Consider the following 16,557-nt stretch of genomic DNA (forward strand, 5'->3'; position numbering starts at 1 on the left):
AGTAAATTCTTAGTAGCGTGCCGTAACCATTTTCTTTCTTGTATAGAACTCTACGCCGTCCGTACCGTTGGCATGAAGATCGCCGTAGAAAGAGTCTTTCCAGCCTGAGAATGGGAAGAACGCCATAGGTGCCGGCACCCCTACATTCACTCCTAGCATGCCCGACTCAATATTTTCACGGAACTCGCGTACGCTTGCGCCGCTGTCTGTATAGATACAAGCTCCGTTTGCGAATCGAGAGTTATTGGCAACGTCAATTGCTTCTTCCAACGTTTTTACACGCACGATAGAAAGCACCGGTGCAAAGATTTCATCTTGCCAGATTTTCATTTCTTGTGTAACGTTATCAAAAATAGTTGGTCCAACAAAATAGCCGTTCTCTTTTACTGCATGATCTTCGCGGCCGTCACGAACTAAGCGAGCTCCTTCTTCTACGCCAGATTCAATATAGCTAAGCGTACGTTCTTTATGGTTTTCACGAATAACCGGTCCTAAGAAAACATCTTTTTCTAATCCGTTTCCAATTACGATGTTGTTTGACTCTTGAACAAGTCGTGAAATTAATTCATCTGCCACGTCTTCTTGCACCGTTACGACAGATGCTGCCATGCAGCGTTCACCTGCTGATCCGAAAGCAGCTCCGATAATTTGTTTTGTTGCTACGTTTAAGTCAGCATCGTTTAATACGATTGAGTGGTTTTTAGCACCCGCTAATGCTTGAACACGCTTTAAGTTTTCTGTACCTTTTTTATACACATATTCAGCTACTGGCTGCGAACCTACAAACGAAATAGCTTTCACTAATTTATGTTCAAGAAGGCCATTTACCACATCATGCGCGCCGTTTACAATGTTTAATACGCCTTTTGGCAATCCAGCTTCTTCAAATAATTCTACTAATCTTGCTGCTAAAAGCGGCGTGCGCTCAGACGGCTTTAATACAAATGTATTACCGCAAGCAATCGCAAGAGGGAACATCCAGCAAGGAACCATCATTGGGAAGTTGAACGGCGTGATCCCGCCAATAACGCCGATTGGATAACGATACATGCCAGACTCAATGCCAGTTGCAATGTCAGGAAGCTGTTTTCCCATCATTAACGTAGGAGCACCTGCTGCAAATTCTACGCATTCAATTCCGCGCTGTACTTCTCCGCGCGCTTCATTAAAGCTTTTTCCGTTTTCAAGCGTCACAAGTTTTGCTAATTCGTCCCAGTTATCTACTAATAGCTGCTGATATTTAAATAAGATACGCGCACGTTTTGGCACCGCAGTTTTTGACCATCCTTTGAAGGCTTCATTCGCAGCTTGCACCGCTTGATCTACATCTGCTTTTGTTGAAAGAGGCACCTCTGCAATAACTTCACCCGTTGCAGGGTTATAAACTGGTTCTGTAAGACTTGTAGATGAATCCACCCATTCGCCGCCAATATAGTTTTTTACTGTTTTTACTGTTGTTTGTGTCATGTTCATTCTCCTCTCAATTTTTGATTACGCTTGTTGCAGTACTTCTTCAGCTGTTTCCATAAACTGCTTAATTTCTTCTACAGTTGGCATTGCATCGGAAGAGCTGTGTTTTGAAATAACGATGGAAGCAGAAGCACCGCCAAATCTCATAGCTTCAGGAATTGTAAACCCTTGCATTAACCCGTAAATAAAAGCAGATGCGTAGGAGTCGCCAGCTCCAAATGTTTTGAGCACTTTTGTTTTAAAGATGCCGCCTCGATGAGACTGGCCGTCTTTCGTATAAGCAATCGACCCTTCTCCCCCGTGCTTGATGACGACAATCTTAGCATGATGAGAAAACCATCGTTCAGCTGTAACTTGATCATTTGATTCTTCATAATTTAAAAGCTTTTCCATCATATCGAATTCTTCTCGCGTACCGATAATCACGTCTGATTTCTCTGCTGCTAAATTATAATAGACTGCCGTTTCAGCTTCTGACTCCCACGTGTACGGACGGTAGTCAACGTCAAAGAATACAACCACGCTATGTTTTCTCGCGTATTCAAGAGCAAGAAACACTGCTTCTCTTGAAGGTCTTTTAGCAAGAGCCGTTCCAGAGATGAGCAGCGATTTTGATTGCTTGATGTACTCTTCAGAAACTTCCGTCGGATCAAGCTTTAAATCTGCCACGTTATCACGGTACATAAGGATGCTGCATTCTTCAGGACTTTTAATTTCAGTAAAGGCCAGTCCCGTTACGGCTCCTGTTTGATCAACTACAATGCCTTCTGTGTTGATGTTATGTTGATTTAAATATCTGGTGCTGAAGCGGCCCATTTGGTCATCTGACACTTTTCCAATAAAGCCTGTCTTCATTCCAAGTCTAGAAAGACCAATGGCGATATTAGCAGGAGATCCTCCTACGTATTTTGTAAACGTCATCGTGTCTTCCATCGGGCGATTAAATTCATTTGCATTTAAGTCGATGCAAAGCCTTCCTACTGCAAGAAGGTCAAATCGCTTTTGCGAATCGAATGTTAAATAACTCATAGTCACGTCTTCTCCTTACTTTAATGCTAATTTTTCTTCCATAATCCATTCATGATCTTTGCTATTATTAAATTTCCATGTTCGAACAGGACCAGCCATGACGTTTAAATAATAAACTTCATAACCCGGAGGAGCAGATACCGGGTGATACCCTTTAGGAACCAAGACTGCATCTCCATCTTTAATGATCATCGTTTCATCTAGAGATTGATCGTCCGTATATACCCGTTGAATCGCAAATCCATGTCCAGGGTTAACTTTATGATAGTACGTCTCCTCTAAATACGATTCATGCGGCAAGTTATCTTGATCATGCTTATGAGGAGGATAGCTTGACCAGTTTCCTTCCGGCGTAAACACTTCGACTACTAGCAAACTATCAGCCGGCTTTTGTTCTGGAAGAATGTTATGGACTTGTCTCGCGATATTTCCTGCTCCGCGATGCTCTACGCCCACATCCTGCGGCGTAATTAAACGAGCAGGGTATGTACCTTTTCCAGGTGCTGCGCACACCGCAATTTCCAAGTCGGTTACAGCTTCTACTTCATAGTGATCATCATTCGATACATATACGGAGTACGGAGGGATTTTTTCAAAGATATCCATTCGCTGTCCGATATTTTCCCATTTCTCTTCTTTTGTAGAAACGTTGGACTTACCGGTTAAAATCACAATACAAATCTCTTGATTTTCCGTGTTCTTTTTAAGCTTTTGACCTTTTTTTAATGAGTAAACGTCAAAGCCAATGTACTCCCATCCTGCAGATTGTGGGGTGATGCTTAGCACGTTTCCATCACTGTCAGCTGTTTTTGTTGGTACGATTAAATCAGCCATTACTTTCCACACCTTTCTATTTTTTATTTTTTAACGTGTTTATGCTAGGGACACTCTTTGCTAAAGCTTCTAGTTTTTTAAGAGCTTAATATTTTCTTGCTTTTTGCAACTGGCTTTCTTTGCCTTCAAACGCCGTTTGAACGTCTGAGCTTTCAGATACGGCTGCTACTCCTACATGCCACCAAGAATCGTAGCCGTCCGTCATTGTTTTTGGAAGAACTTTAATGTCAATCAGTGTACTAACACTTTGCTTTTTTGAATCTTCAATGGCACATTCAAGCTCTTCCATCGTATACACTTCATATGTTTTTGCTCCGTACGCAGCTCCAGATTGAGCAAAGTTGATGCGCATAATATCTCCATCAAGCTGCCCCGTCCGTGGATTACGAACGCGGAATTCTGTGCCGAAGCTTTCAATTCCATTATCCATTTGCAAGTTGTTGATGCAGCCAAAGCCTGAATTATCAAAAAGAACAATATTTATTTTAATTCCTTCTTGAATGCTCGTTACCAGCTCACTATGAAGCATTAAGTAGCTTCCGTCTCCTACCATCGCATACACTTCTTTATCCGGCTCAGCCATCTTAGCGCCCAAGGCAGAAGCAATTTCATAGCCCATACATGAATATCCGTATTCAAGGTGATACGTATTACGTTCCTTTGAGATCCACATGCGCTGAAGGTCACCCGGGAGGCTTCCCGCTGCACATGTAATAATAGAATCAGGTGCAATTAGTTCGTTTACTTTACCAAGCACAGTCGTTTGGACAAGTTCTGTGCTCAGGCTATCTTTATATTCCGACAGGCTTTGATCAAAATGCCCTTTGATTTCCGGAACAAATTCTTCGCCTGTGTATGCAATGTTTTTTAGACGAGTCAGCTCTTCATTCCACTCTGATTTAGCTTCTTCAATTTCAGTTTCATAGCCTGATTTGTAGCCTTCTAACGCAGACGAAAGAGCTTCAAGACCCACTTTGGCATCCGCGACAATTTTGGTAGCCTCCAGTTTTGACGCGTGAAATTCAGAAATATTAATGGTTAACACATCCGTCTCAGCGTAAAACAGCTTTGAAGAAGTCGTAAAATCTGTGAAACGTGTCCCCACACCAATAATTAAATCCGCGGATTGTGCTATTTTATTAGCAGCGCTGTTACCCGTTACGCCAACTCCTCCTAGATTTAAAGGGTGATTGCTTTCAAGACCGCTTTTTCCAGCTTGCGTTTCGCTAAACGGAATATGAAACTTTTCAGCAAATGCAGCAAATGTATCCGCAGCCTCTGAATAACGAACGCCGCCTCCTAAAATAAGAAGAGGCTTTTTCTTTGATTTAATCAGCTCCACCGCATTTCTAATACTTTCTTGCGAAGGCTCGCGGCGTTCAATCAAGTGGGTACGCTCACGGAAGAAACTTTCTGGAAAATCCCACGCTTCCCCTTGTACATCCTGCGGCAGCGCGATTGTAACGGCTCCTGTATCTGCCGGATCTGTTAATACACGCATCGCATTGATCATAGCCGACATCAGCTGTTCTGGACGGCTGACTCGATCCCAGTACTTGCTGACGGACCGGAAGGCATCATTTGTAGAAAGAGATAAATCATGCGTTTGTTCAATTTGTTGAAGAACCGGATCCGGCTGGCGAGTTGCAAACACATCGCTTGGCAAAAGCAGCACCGGAATATTGTTTGCAGTAGCCGTCGCAGCCGATGTAACCATATTCGCTGAGCCTGGACCAACGGAAGAAGAGCAGGCCATGATTTGCTTTCGATGTTTTTGTTTTGCAAAAGCTACTGCAGCATGAGCCATTCCCTGCTCGTTTCTGCCTTGATACACTTCAAGCTCCCCTGGGTTTTCCTGCAGCGCTTGCCCGATCCCCACCACATTTCCATGTCCAAAAATGGTGAATACTCCTTTGATGAAACGCTCTTTTTTTCCATCAAACTCTACATATTGCTGATTTAGAAATTTTACTAAAGCTTGACTAGTTGTTAACCTTATCGTTTTCATATACCTTCCTACCTTATCTTCTGAAATTAATCACCATCAGATTGATTTTTCTACCCTTTTTTCTTTTTTAAATGAAATCGATTTCATTCTATGCGATAAATGAGGTTCTATCCTCTTACTTCCTAGCTCTTTCCTTTGTTTTAGCTCCTATTTAGCGATGAGACAAATACTTTCAATCCCTGTACTTTTTAATACTTGAAGATGGAGAAAAGCTCGAAAATTCATCATAAATTCCACTTTCTAATGAAATCGATTTCATTTGGTGTTAAAAAAATATTTTTCAAACTCCATCCTTAACTTCCCCATCAATTTTTCATGTTCTGTCTTACTTGTAAAACCAATCTTATTATACATTTAGCTTCGTTCAATGAAATCGATTTCATCTAATTTTAAAAGCGCTTTCTTATCTATGAACCTAGTTTATAATATTCAGTTTACTTTGTAAACACTTTTTTAAAAATTTTGTTAGTTTATCTTTTCATTCACTGTAACCGCTTTATAGAGGAGCACGATATGAAGAAAAAAGAAAAGGCATACTTCTATGTATGCCTACTGGCTCTAGATCTAAGCATATGTATAATAACTCAAAAACACTTATTCTTCCGCAAGGATAAGTGTAATCTCATTTTCTTTTGCATAGTGCTGATAGCTGACGTCCACTTTATCTGTAATTAAATAATCCACTTCATGCAGCTGACAATACGTAATCATTGCATACTTATCAAATTTTGTATGATCTGCTAATAAAAACACTTTTGTACTTCTTTTTATGACCGTTTCTTTGATTTCACTTTCAACGGGCGATGAATTGGTAACGCCATTTGATATGGAAATACCCGTAGAAGCCATAAATACTTTATCAAAGTTGTAGTTCTTTACAGGATTGGCATGGTTAAAGCTTGAAAATGATTGAGTTTCACGCTCAAGATAGCCGCCCGTAGAAATTACTTTTAACGCATCAAAAGGCAAGGCTTTTACTATAACATCTAAACTATTGGTAACAATCGTTATTGATTTGTCTTTTAGAAATTCAATCATTTCTAACGTGGTGGTTCCTGAATCAATAAAGATGACGTCTCCGTCTTCTACGTACTGGGCTGCCGTTTTGGCAATTAAACGCTTTTGAAACTGATTTCTTGTTTGTCTTTCATTAAATGATTCAAGCTTCACATGGTTAACGGCTACTCCGCCATATACTTTTTTAATATGCCCTTCATCCACTAACTTTTGAACGTCGCGTCGAATCGTGTTTTTAGAGACTTCAAACACCGAAACCAAATCATCTAATGAGACAGATTCATGTTCAAAAACATACTCTTGAATTTGTTGAATTCGCTTCGTTTTTAACATTTCTACCTCTCCCATTTATCTTTCTTTTCGCTTTTTTGTTACTTACTATTATAACCTTTACAAAAGGCATTTTCTAGAAGAGTAACTGCTAAAACAAAGAGAGTTTGAGACATAACTACATCAATTCCAGCTAAAGACAAACAAGTTAGATACATAAGCTAGTATAAATCGTTTGTTGCACCGCTGGTGATTTTCGTGCAAGGCTTCGCTTCCTGCGGGGTCTCACCTCTTCCGCTTTTCCCGCAGGAGCCTTCGCCTTCCCCTCCAATCAACAGCTAGAAGCAACTACATACCTGAAACCTACGCTCATCATCACCATGAAAAAATCCGAACGAGTTTGATTCTCCATCAAGAATCTCCATTCATCGTTCGGATCTTGCTTCAACTATAATGCTTTTGTCCCAGCCTCTTTTTTATTAAGCCTTATGACTTGTATGAAACTCTCTCATTTTCTCTTTTACAGTCGCCATAACCGCTTCTTTTCCCGGTGTAAGAATGGTTCGCGGATCATACACTGCACTGTCGCTTTCCAATGTTTGACGGACAGCGCGCGTCCAGGCCTGAAGGCACTCTGTGTTCACATTGATTTTCGCATGTCCAAGAGCTATTGCTTTTTGAATTTGATAGTTTGGTATACCCGAACCGCCGTGTAAAACCAGCGGTACATCTGTTAAGTCAGCTATTTCTTTCATTTCATCAAAGCCTAGCTGCGGTTCGCCTTGGTACTGTCCGTGAACTGAACCTAAAGCAGCCGCCAAAGCATCGACTCCCGTTTCTTTTACAAGACGCAGACATTCGGCAGGGTCAGCGTGCACGATGTTGCCAACAAGCCCGTCTTCCATGCCTCCGACTGTTCCGACTTCGGCTTCAACGGAGACATACTGAGCAGTAGCATAGTCTACTACTTGCTTAGTCATGGAAATATTTTCATTAATTGGATAGTGAGAACCGTCAAACATGACCGAGCTAAACCCAGCGTCGATAGCTTTTTTACATCTTTCTACACTCATACCGTGATCTAAGTGAAGCGCGACAGGAACTGTAATGTTCATTTCGTCTAACAAGCCTTCAATCATGCCTACAATCGTTTTAAATCCGCCTAAATAGTCCACAAGCCTGTCTGAAACGGCTGCAATGACAGGCGCTTTTTCCTCTTCGGCAGCTTGTAAAATGGCCTGTGCCCACTGCAGGCTGTTAATATTATACTGACCAACCGCATAGTTTCCTTTTTTAGCGGCATGAAGCATATCTTTCATTGATACTAGTTTTGAAGATACTAACGTCACCGACTGACACTCCTTATCATGAATATGATTTTGTTGTTTGAAAGCTGTAGTATTCCGAGATAGCCTTAATGGTTGTCTCTTTAGCCGTCTTAATTGCTTCTTCCGCGTTTAATTGATAATATTCAGGTCGAAATAGCTCTACAGATACCGCGTCATCATAGCCTTTTTCCTTTAATGTTGAGAAAATAGCAGCTAAATCAATTGCTCCTAGACCTGGCCATACTCGGTCTTCATCTGTTAAGAAGCCAATAGGAAAATCTTCCGTGTCATCAATATGAACGATAAATATTTTAGAAATATCCGCTTGTTTTAAGTCTTCTAGTTTTGATCCCATTGCATGGAAGTGGAAGCAGTCAAGTACTAAGCCTACGTTATCGCGGTTTACAGCTTGAACAATATCATAAGCTTGATCAAATGTATTAACCGTGCACTGAGGGTGTCCTACAAACTCAACGGCGATTTTAACTCCGTAAGGTTCAGCCAATTCCGATAATTCATTCAGCACTTGTACGCAGCTATTCTTAATCTCTGCTTTTACTATTTTTTGTTCCGTTACTAAAGGAACGGCTACAATATAGGGAGCACCTATCTTTTGAGCGGTTTCTAGCATACTTTTAAACTCTTCTATCACTTCCTTGTACTCTTTTTCACTGCGGTTATTAAAGAAGACTAAAGCATTCAGCGCTAGCGGTTTAATATGATTTTCATTAAAAAACTGTGCTAAATCATCCATTGAGTGGCTTTCTAAATACTCAGGCAGCTTATCCATTGTACGAATTTCGATATAATCATATCCGTGCTTGTTGCAATACTCAAGGTCCTTTACAAGATTTGAATTTTCTAATGTTGTTGCTTCGTTAAAACATAGTTTCATAATCATTCTCTCCATTCTTTACTTAAATAATTTTATTGTCATTCATGACGTCAGCGTCTTCATTATCATAGCTGCGGAACCTTTGCTCCAGTTCTTCAAGTGTAAGCCCTTTCGTTTCTGGTAAAAACTTTTTAACAAATAAAATCGCTCCGATTCCGAGTACAACAAAAACAAAAAACGTAGTGGATAAGCCAATGCTGGCCAGTAAAACAGGAAACGTTAACCCTACAAGAAAGTTAATTCCCCACAGACAAAATACGGTAACACCCATCCCTAAGCCTCTTAATCGTAAAGGGAAAATTTCCGAAAGCATTAGCCACGTTACCGGGGATATAGCTCCCTGCTGAAACGCGAGGAACGTAATCGTTAGTGCTAATACGATATATGGAAGTGCCGCAGATCCTTCAAATACAAGAGAAAATATACCAATCAGCAGCAGGGCAGTAGTCGTTCCCACCAATCCCGTTATAAGCATTGGTCTGCGTCCAACTTTACCTAGCAGCCAAATCCCTACAAACGTGGCTAAAACAGATATGACTCCATTTCCGATATTTCCAATAAGAGCAGCTTCTGTTTGAAAACCTGCGTCTTTTAAAATTTCAGTGCCGTAATACATGATGGAATTTACGCCGGTAATTTGCTGTACGACAGCAATTCCAATACCAAGGAAAACGACTCTTCGAACCCACGGAGTTGTTAAGTCTTTAAACGTTGCTTTTTCCATTTTTGCTTCTTTCTCGTAAGCGCTCTCAATCTCCTGCAGCTCTGATTTGGCTCGTTTACTTTCTCGTATCTTTTGAAGAACCGTTAGCGCTTCGTTATTTTTCCCTTTTGACACAAGCCAGCGCGGACTTTCTGGTACTCTAAGCATGCCAAAGAATAAAAAGACAGCTGGAATGGCAGCGATTGGCAGCATATATCGCCAAACGTGAGGGTTTTCTCCTAGCATATTTCCGATAATCGCGTTAAACGTAAAGGCAAGAAGTTGACCAGTAACAATCATAAGTTCATTTTGAGTTACCATTTTCCCTCTGCTTTCAGCTGGTGACATTTCAGCTAAATATGTCGGTACGGTAACAGATGCGCCCCCTACAGCAAGTCCTAATAGGAAACGGCAAAGAATCATAACGGCTGCGTTTGGCGAAATTGTACATCCAATTGTGGAAACAAAAAATAGAATGGCGAGATACAGAATCGTTTTACGCCGCCCGTTATAATCTGCTAGCCTGCCGCCTATCACTGCACCAAATGCAGCACCAAATAACAGAGCGCTCGTTACAAGACCTTGAGTAAAAGAGTTGAGATTCAATTGATCAGATTCAGACATATAAGGCAGTGCCCCGTTAATAACTCCCGTGTCATATCCAAAAAGCAGTCCACCAAACGTAGAAACTAAAATGATCGTACGTAAAAATGAATGTTGATTTCCCTGTTTACCCATGCTAATTCCCCCGTCTTATTTTAAGAATGAATAACTAACTTTTCGTTAATGTACTTTCGGGCCATTAAAGCATATTCCAATGGATGCGCAATGGAAGGGTCCTGTTCCGCCTCAACCACAATCCATCCTTTGTAATTATAGTCAACTAACGCTTTATACACGTTTGTAAAATCTACACATCCATCACCCGGCACGGTAAACATACCGGCTAGAAACGACTGCAAAAATGACTTTCCTTCTCGCTTGCACTGCTCCAGTACGTTTCTTCTTGCATCTTTAAAATGAACGTGTTTAATACGATCTATATGTTTATGTAATAGCTCCATATAGTCTCCGTCAGAAACATAAATATGTCCCGTATCATATAAAAGATGAACATGATTTGCGTCCGTTCCTTCCATTAACCGATCAATTTCAGCTAATGTCTGTACACCTGTTCCCATATGGTGATGATAGACAAGACGTAAACCGTATTCTGCTGCGATTTTTCCCAGCTCATTTAATCCTGCACATAAAGCTTCCCATTCTTGATCACTGAAATAAGGTTTTTCAGCAAAAACATTTCTTTCAATCCCTTGAACACTGTAAGTTTGCTCAGATACGACCGCCACGTCAGCATGCACTTCCTGTAGATACTGACAATGTTTGTGAAATAAACTTAACGTCTCCTCTATCCCATCACGAATGATAAAACTGCTAAACCATTGACCCGCAATTCTTAAATTTCGAAGCTCAAGCTCTTTGTTTAATATGCTTGGTTCAGGAAAAAAACCTCCCACTTCTGTTCCTTGAAAGCCCGCTACGACGATATCGCTTAACAGATGCTGCAATGTGTTTTCTGCACCAATTTCAGGAATATCATCATTTCTCCAGCCGATTGGAGCAATTCCCCACAGAATATTTTCGTTTCCCATTTTGATTCCTCTTTTCCCCTTATTGTGTAATGCTGCCTCACTAGCAATAGATAGTGATAAAACTTAACAATCCTATAACTCTATAAATGAAATCGATTTCATTTGTAGATAAAAAAACTCTTTTGTTATGTGTTGGTTAAATATTGGTTAAGTTTGAATTAATATTAATATTAAAAACGCTTTCAGTCAATGATAAAATTTCAGAATTTTTTATACACTGCATCTGCCTAAAAGCTTATTCCTTCTAAAAATGCTACTTATAAAAGATATCGTATCCACTTATATAACCACAAAAAAAAGCTTTATCTACTGTTATTTCAACAATAGATAAAGCTTTTATGAGCAAAGTTATATTTCTTATTTTAATAGTATGATTATTTAGTATGAATTTATGGAATAGATTTATAAAAAAATGACCTGCATCCTTTTTATAATCAGTTTCCTTTTACTTTTATAATAGCTTCTCCATAGCTTGTCATTGACGTTTTAAATTCAGTTATGAACTGTTCTATTTTTGAAATAGATTTTTTCATTTCATTGTCCCCTTTGCCTCTTATATAGCTCTATTATCAACAATTGTCTGCTGTTTGACAAAGTCAGTGGAAACGGAAACATTCCACATGAAAACGTACACATACCTGTTAAAAGAAGCAAATCTTCTCATTTGCTTAGTATTTCATCATTTTTCTTTCTTTTTTAGGGTCTCTTCTTACGTTTTTTGCTTATCCAACAAAAGGATTTATGAGAACTTTCCTTTAAAAGCGGCAGTGCGCTTCGCTCGCATTCCCTCATACTAACAGCAGGATCACTATGTGCATTAACATTAGGCTTACCTTTTCTTCCCTTTCCTCTTTTTATCCAAATTACCTCTTGCCTTAAAGTAGACTTTAACGTTTAAGCTAGTTTTATAGCTTTAAAAAACAAAAAAGGAGAAATACTATGCTGATTAAAAGGATTATGGTGCAACTCCCCGGCGGACTTCAGGCTAGACATACAGCTTTATTTGTACATAAAGCTTTCTTTTTTAAAAGTAACATTCTTCTTGCGAAAGACGGAAAATCTGCGAATGCCAAATGCATAATGAAGGTTATGGAGCTAGCTGTTAAAGAAGGAGATGAAATTACCTTACTGACAGGTGGAATCGATGAACACGCCGCCGTTCGCACCCTTGAAGAATTTCTTTTAACTAAACATAGATAAAAAGCTGCTACACTATTCCTTACTCTCCTTTTTTCATAAAATCATAGAAAGCAAAATTTTTTAAAAAAACTCTTGCTTTAAAGTCGACTTTAACGTTTAAGCTAGTGTTGTAGCTTTTAAATACATCAAGCGTAGTCAGTGAATGCCATTGTGCTAGCAACTGGTTATGTTTAATACGAAAGGATTGTGTTTTTACTTATGTGTAATAATCATCAACATACAACAACATCACGTGTTCTAAGTGCGCCGCATGCAAAGGCAAAATTCGAGAACACGACAATTGAACGCAGAGAACTGCGAGCAGACGACGTTTTAATTGATATTAAGTTTAGCGGTATCTGTCACTCTGATATTCATAGTGCATTTGATGAGTGGGGCGGCGGAATGTTCCCGATGGTTCCTGGTCATGAAATCGCAGGAGTAGTTGAAGCGGTTGGAGAAAACGTAACAAAATACAAGGTTGGCGATCGCGTTGGCGTTGGATGTTTCGTTGACTCTTGCGGAGAGTGCGAGTACTGTGTGAACGGTGATGAGCAATACTGTACAAAAGGCGTTGTTCAAACGTATAATTCATTGGATTATGACGGAAACCGTACATACGGGGGCTACAGCCAAAAAATCGTCGTAAAAGAAGGATTCGTTGTTCGTATTCCTGATAATTTAAGTATGGATGCAGCAAGTCCGCTTCTATGTGCAGGGATTACAACATTTTCTCCGTTAAAGCACTGGAATGCCGGTCCTGGCAAGAAAGTTGCGATCGTGGGAATGGGCGGTCTTGGACATGTAGCGATTCAATTTGCACATGCAATGGGTGCTGAAGTAACCGTACTGAGCCGTTCTAACAATAAAAAAGAAGAAGCTCTAAGCTTTGGCGCAGACCATTATTTTGCGACAAGTGATGAGACGACATTCACAGAATTAGCAGGTCGCTTTGACCTTATCTTAAACACGGTATCGGCTAACCTGAACGTGGATCAATACTTATCTTTACTTCGCGTAGATGGAACGCTTGTTAATGTTGGCGCACCGGCTAACCCAGATCAATACAGCGTATTCTCACTTATCATGGGACGTCGCAGCATTGCTGGTTCACTTGTAGGCGGCATTCGTGAAACACAAGAAATGCTTGATTTTGCGGCTGAACACGGCGTTGCCCCTATGATTGAAGTTATCGATGCGAATCAAGTAGATGAAGCGTACGAACGCGTTCTTCGCAGCGATGTTCGCTATCGATTTGTTATTGATATCTCTACACTGTAAGTTTAGAAGAAAAGCGGGCAGCTAATTGAATTAGCTGCCCGCTTTTTATTCTTTATAAAATAAGAAAAACAAACGGTAAATTAGGCTTTAAATGAAAGCTCTTCCTGATACTTTTGCTCTAATTTATCATAATAATCAATTTTCGTTTCAACTTTTCTAAAAGCTGCGTCCAGCTCTCTTTGTTTTTCCATCATTTTCTCTCTATGCTTTTCAAATATCTGCTTGCGCAAACCGATTGTATCATCGCCTTCTTGTGTTAATTCAACAATTTTACGTAATTCTAAAAGAGCAATATCCGTTTTTCGTAAGCAAATAATAAATTCTAGCCACTCGATATCGGACTCGCTAAAAATACGATTTCCGTTTTCATCTCTTTTTATAAAAGGTAAAAGCCCCTGCTGTTCGTAGTATCGAAGCGTATGCGTAGGCAGCCCTACCTTTGCAGCGGCCTCTTTAATATGATATTCCATTTCACTATACCCTCCATCGCCATTCTTAGTACGGCGTTTGCTTTATGTATCTAAGCTTCCCTTTTCACGGGTGCTTTCAACTCATCTTTTAGATTTCTACTATACGATATATATAATAGATTCCGCTATTTTCTTTGCTATAAGATAACTGTATAAATAGTATCATAAACATTAAAGTAAACGTTAAGGCAACTTATAAAGAGCTGCCGTGAAGTCAGCAGCTCTTTTCATTTTTATATAAAATACGATTAATCTGCGGCCATCACTTTCCTTAGTTCATTTAATAAATAATCAAGGGTTTGACTGATTCGAACTGTATTACGGCTTGTAAAACCTTCTGTAAGTCCTAACATAACCATATGCTCTCTTTCTGTTTCGATTTCTGTCATTAAGACTTGCATGACAACTCCTTTATACCACTTCACAGCTCATCACCCCTTTTTACTATACATATATCTCATATGCGGTAATCTTAAACCTATCATACAGGTTTTTGGGGGTGAATAGCGAGTTTTATAGCTTCAACAGTTTTATTTTTTATAAAGTCAATATACTAATATACTTATTGAAATAGAAAGTATCACTCCACTTTCTGTTAGAAGTTAAGAAAAGGCCTCCATTTAGGAGGCCTTTTCTTATTTCTTATAAAGCAGTCTAATACAAAGCCTTAGCCTCTAAAATATTCTCTATAATACGAACCTTTCTCACACTCTATCTCATAGCGCAGCCTCGTTTGCTTTCTGTAAAGCTCTTCGGACAGCTCATTAAATTCACCTTCTGTGATAGATCCATGAATTAAATTGTTGAATAAATTATTAAGATGTTCAGTTAATTCTTGAAGTTTTTTTTCTTTCAATGAACGTCACCCTTTAAAATAATTTTCATCTCCTAAAATTATATCAAATAAAACGTTTTCATACGATATTTTTTTTAATGAATTATCGTATTAAAGTGATGAAAGTATTTTTTAACTACCGCAAAACAGTCGAAAGGCTCAGATAAATCATTAATCACATGATTTCAGCAAAAAAGAAGTGGATAAAGACCGCGGACAAAAAGGCAAATGGTATCAACCGTTTTGACAAAAGCATAGGATGAAAAGAAAAATTAAACGAGAAAAGGAGAATGAGTATGCACTATACACCTTATTATCATCAGTGGCAGACCCCAGTGTACTACGGCTGGCAGCCATATAGTTATTATGTGCCGAATCACTATCACACCAGCGAACAGTTTCAGCAAAGAAACGGTAAATTAAAGGACTACGGACCAAGGCCATTTGTTATTAACATTAATGAAGCGTCAAAGCAAAATAATACGTACCGCACTGCTTTATGGACGGGAACACATTTACAAGTGACGTTAATGAGTCTTAAACCCGGTGAAGATATCGGCTTAGAAATCCACCCTAACGTTGATCAATTCCTGCGCATTGAACAAGGGCAAGGCGTTGTTCAAATGGGCAAAAGTAAAAACAATCTAACCTTTAAACGAAAAGTCTACGATGATGATGCGATATTTATCCCTGCCGGAACGTGGCATGATGTCACCAATACGGGTACCACTCCGCTAAAGCTTTACTCCATATACGCTCCTCCAAACCATCCGTTTGGCACAGTTCATGTGACAAAAGCAAACGCCCTGGCTGAAGAACATTAAAGATAAGCAGAGCGTTATGCAGGATTGGAAAGCTTTTTCAGGATCAATACTAAGTGAATAGACGGATGTTGACTAAAGAAGCTCGCTAGAAAATCGGTGTATGACCTTTTCTAGCGGGCTTTTTTTAAACTTGCTATACATACAGGATTTTATAGCCAAGGAAAGAATTATAGAATAAACTACTCTTTTTAAACAGCTCAAAATAACTGAAAGGCAAACAGGCGATGAAAATATTTTATAAAATTCCCAAATCAAACGTAAATCCTTCTCTTAAACTAGCAAGAAAAGTTCTATATATATCTGTAGAAGCAGTCATTATGACCATGCTTGTGATTAAATCTTTTACTGTGGCCTATGAAAACGACATAAATTTAATTCTCAGGCAGCTAAATGAACTAAAAGCTTCCATTGGCGGATTTGGCATAAACGAATCGTTATTTTGGTTTATGATAAAATGCAGTATCTTCACCATTGTTACATTCGATCTTTGCTTATACGTCCGAAAAATGCTAAAAAGAAACAAAAGAGCTTTATGATTTATACGCTAAAGCTTTTACATTGGACCGCTGTTAATTTCCGTGCAAGGCTTCGCTTTCCGCGGGCGGCCGATGAGCCTCCTCGTCGCTTTCGCTCCTGCGGGGTCTCACCTGTTCCGCTTTTCCCGCAGGAGTCTTCGCCTTGCCCTCCAATCAACAGCTAGAAGCATTTAAACACATGAAACCTACATTTAGCATACCAATAAAAAGCCAAACAAGTTGGATT

General features: G+C 39.5%; 17 protein-coding genes. 4 read left to right on the top strand and 13 right to left on the bottom strand.

The window, feature by feature from the left end:
- Positions 1–9 precede the first annotated feature (9 nt).
- From MKY06_RS17665 to iolE, 9 genes are all read right to left on the bottom strand, one after another.
- Positions 10–1,467 (bottom strand): CoA-acylating methylmalonate-semialdehyde dehydrogenase, encoded by a 1,458-nt coding sequence (locus MKY06_RS17665; RefSeq protein ID WP_013058164.1) that lies wholly within the window; start codon positions 1,465–1,467, stop codon positions 10–12.
- A gap of 24 nt (positions 1,468–1,491) precedes the next feature.
- Complete coding sequence (iolC, locus tag MKY06_RS17670; protein WP_289916481.1) at positions 1,492–2,499, bottom strand: 5-dehydro-2-deoxygluconokinase; 1,008 nt, start codon at positions 2,497–2,499, stop codon at positions 1,492–1,494.
- A gap of 15 nt (positions 2,500–2,514) precedes the next feature.
- On the bottom strand, positions 2,515–3,333 hold the full coding sequence (gene iolB / locus MKY06_RS17675) for a 5-deoxy-glucuronate isomerase (protein ID WP_013058166.1): 819 nt from the start codon (positions 3,331–3,333) through the stop codon (positions 2,515–2,517).
- A gap of 85 nt (positions 3,334–3,418) precedes the next feature.
- Complete coding sequence (iolD, locus tag MKY06_RS17680; RefSeq protein ID WP_098757714.1) at positions 3,419–5,341, bottom strand: 3D-(3,5/4)-trihydroxycyclohexane-1,2-dione acylhydrolase (decyclizing); 1,923 nt, start codon at positions 5,339–5,341, stop codon at positions 3,419–3,421.
- A gap of 594 nt (positions 5,342–5,935) precedes the next feature.
- On the bottom strand, positions 5,936–6,691 hold the full coding sequence (locus MKY06_RS17685; RefSeq protein WP_013058168.1) for a DeoR/GlpR family DNA-binding transcription regulator: 756 nt from the start codon (positions 6,689–6,691) through the stop codon (positions 5,936–5,938).
- Positions 6,692–7,107: 416 nt separating this feature from the next.
- Entirely contained in the window at positions 7,108–7,947 is an 840-nt protein-coding gene (gene fba, locus MKY06_RS17690; RefSeq protein ID WP_179884103.1) for a class II fructose-1,6-bisphosphate aldolase, read from the bottom strand.
- 46 nt (positions 7,948–7,993) lie between these two features.
- Positions 7,994–8,851 (bottom strand): 2-keto-myo-inositol isomerase, encoded by an 858-nt coding sequence (gene iolI / locus MKY06_RS17695; RefSeq protein ID WP_053487550.1) that lies wholly within the window; start codon positions 8,849–8,851, stop codon positions 7,994–7,996.
- 22 nt (positions 8,852–8,873) lie between these two features.
- A complete protein-coding gene (locus MKY06_RS17700; protein ID WP_013058172.1) occupies positions 8,874–10,292 on the bottom strand; it encodes a sugar porter family MFS transporter in 1,419 nt (472 codons plus the stop codon).
- A 20-nt stretch (positions 10,293–10,312) separates the two neighbouring features.
- Positions 10,313–11,206, bottom strand: a complete 894-nt coding sequence (gene iolE / locus MKY06_RS17705; RefSeq protein ID WP_013058173.1) for a myo-inosose-2 dehydratase — start codon at positions 11,204–11,206, stop codon at positions 10,313–10,315.
- 939 nt (positions 11,207–12,145) lie between these two features.
- Here iolE and MKY06_RS17710 point away from each other — a divergent pair.
- Positions 12,146–12,406 carry an HPr family phosphocarrier protein gene (locus MKY06_RS17710; RefSeq protein ID WP_098449098.1) on the top strand — a complete coding sequence of 87 codons (261 nt, stop codon included), beginning with the start codon at positions 12,146–12,148 and terminating at the stop codon, positions 12,404–12,406.
- Positions 12,407–12,604: 198 nt separating this feature from the next.
- Positions 12,605–13,666, top strand: coding sequence for an NAD(P)-dependent alcohol dehydrogenase (locus tag MKY06_RS17715; RefSeq protein WP_013058175.1), 1,062 nt, complete (start codon positions 12,605–12,607; stop codon positions 13,664–13,666).
- An 80-nt stretch (positions 13,667–13,746) separates the two neighbouring features.
- On the opposite strand, the gene MKY06_RS17720 is transcribed toward MKY06_RS17715, so the two are convergent.
- The 3 genes from MKY06_RS17720 to MKY06_RS17730 all read right to left on the bottom strand — a co-directional run bounded on the left by MKY06_RS17720 (position 13,747) and on the right by MKY06_RS17730 (position 14,992).
- Positions 13,747–14,136 carry a MerR family transcriptional regulator gene (locus tag MKY06_RS17720; RefSeq protein WP_013058176.1) on the bottom strand — a complete coding sequence of 130 codons (390 nt, stop codon included), beginning with the start codon at positions 14,134–14,136 and terminating at the stop codon, positions 13,747–13,749.
- A 248-nt stretch (positions 14,137–14,384) separates the two neighbouring features.
- Positions 14,385–14,561, bottom strand: coding sequence for an aspartyl-phosphate phosphatase Spo0E family protein (locus MKY06_RS17725; protein WP_231101766.1), 177 nt, complete (start codon positions 14,559–14,561; stop codon positions 14,385–14,387).
- A gap of 242 nt (positions 14,562–14,803) precedes the next feature.
- Complete coding sequence (locus MKY06_RS17730) at positions 14,804–14,992, bottom strand: hypothetical protein (RefSeq protein WP_013058178.1); 189 nt, start codon at positions 14,990–14,992, stop codon at positions 14,804–14,806.
- A gap of 275 nt (positions 14,993–15,267) precedes the next feature.
- On the opposite strand from MKY06_RS17730, the gene MKY06_RS17735 reads away from it, so the two are divergent.
- Both MKY06_RS17735 and MKY06_RS17740 read left to right on the top strand, forming a co-directional pair.
- Positions 15,268–15,795 (top strand): cupin domain-containing protein, encoded by a 528-nt coding sequence (locus MKY06_RS17735; protein WP_016764982.1) that lies wholly within the window; start codon positions 15,268–15,270, stop codon positions 15,793–15,795.
- 224 nt (positions 15,796–16,019) lie between these two features.
- Positions 16,020–16,331 (top strand): hypothetical protein, encoded by a 312-nt coding sequence (locus MKY06_RS17740; protein ID WP_289916519.1) that lies wholly within the window; start codon positions 16,020–16,022, stop codon positions 16,329–16,331.
- A 1-nt stretch (position 16,332) separates the two neighbouring features.
- Here the strand turns inward: MKY06_RS17740 and MKY06_RS17745 are convergent, their stop codons facing one another.
- Complete coding sequence (locus MKY06_RS17745; protein WP_181160224.1) at positions 16,333–16,488, bottom strand: hypothetical protein; 156 nt, start codon at positions 16,486–16,488, stop codon at positions 16,333–16,335.
- Positions 16,489–16,557 lie beyond the last annotated feature (69 nt).

Source organism: Priestia sp. FSL P4-0332 (assembly GCF_038005845.1).
Lineage (GTDB): Bacteria > Bacillota > Bacilli > Bacillales > Bacillaceae_H > Priestia.

Excerpts from the sequence above, each read along its gene's own strand:
- MKY06_RS17685 (WP_013058168.1), bottom strand. The coding sequence starts at position 6,691 with ATGTTAAAAACGAAGCGAATTCAACAAATTCAAGAGTATGTTTTTGAA.
- MKY06_RS17720 (WP_013058176.1), bottom strand. The coding sequence starts at position 14,136 with ATGGAATATCATATTAAAGAGGCCGCTGCAAAGGTAGGGCTGCCTACG.
- iolB (WP_013058166.1), bottom strand. The coding sequence starts at position 3,333 with ATGGCTGATTTAATCGTACCAACAAAAACAGCTGACAGTGATGGAAAC.
- MKY06_RS17740 (WP_289916519.1), top strand. The coding sequence starts at position 16,020 with ATGAAAATATTTTATAAAATTCCCAAATCAAACGTAAATCCTTCTCTT.
- fba (WP_179884103.1), bottom strand. The coding sequence starts at position 7,947 with ATGAAAGATATGCTTCATGCCGCTAAAAAAGGAAACTATGCGGTTGGT.
- iolC (WP_289916481.1), bottom strand. The coding sequence starts at position 2,499 with ATGAGTTATTTAACATTCGATTCGCAAAAGCGATTTGACCTTCTTGCA.
- iolI (WP_053487550.1), bottom strand. The coding sequence starts at position 8,851 with ATGAAACTATGTTTTAACGAAGCAACAACATTAGAAAATTCAAATCTT.
- MKY06_RS17700 (WP_013058172.1), bottom strand. The coding sequence starts at position 10,292 with ATGGGTAAACAGGGAAATCAACATTCATTTTTACGTACGATCATTTTA.
- MKY06_RS17665 (WP_013058164.1), bottom strand. The coding sequence starts at position 1,467 with ATGACACAAACAACAGTAAAAACAGTAAAAAACTATATTGGCGGCGAA.
- iolE (WP_013058173.1), bottom strand. The coding sequence starts at position 11,206 with ATGGGAAACGAAAATATTCTGTGGGGAATTGCTCCAATCGGCTGGAGA.
- iolD (WP_098757714.1), bottom strand. The coding sequence starts at position 5,341 with ATGAAAACGATAAGGTTAACAACTAGTCAAGCTTTAGTAAAATTTCTA.
- MKY06_RS17735 (WP_016764982.1), top strand. The coding sequence starts at position 15,268 with ATGCACTATACACCTTATTATCATCAGTGGCAGACCCCAGTGTACTAC.
- MKY06_RS17710 (WP_098449098.1), top strand. The coding sequence starts at position 12,146 with ATGCTGATTAAAAGGATTATGGTGCAACTCCCCGGCGGACTTCAGGCT.
- MKY06_RS17715 (WP_013058175.1), top strand. The coding sequence starts at position 12,605 with ATGTGTAATAATCATCAACATACAACAACATCACGTGTTCTAAGTGCG.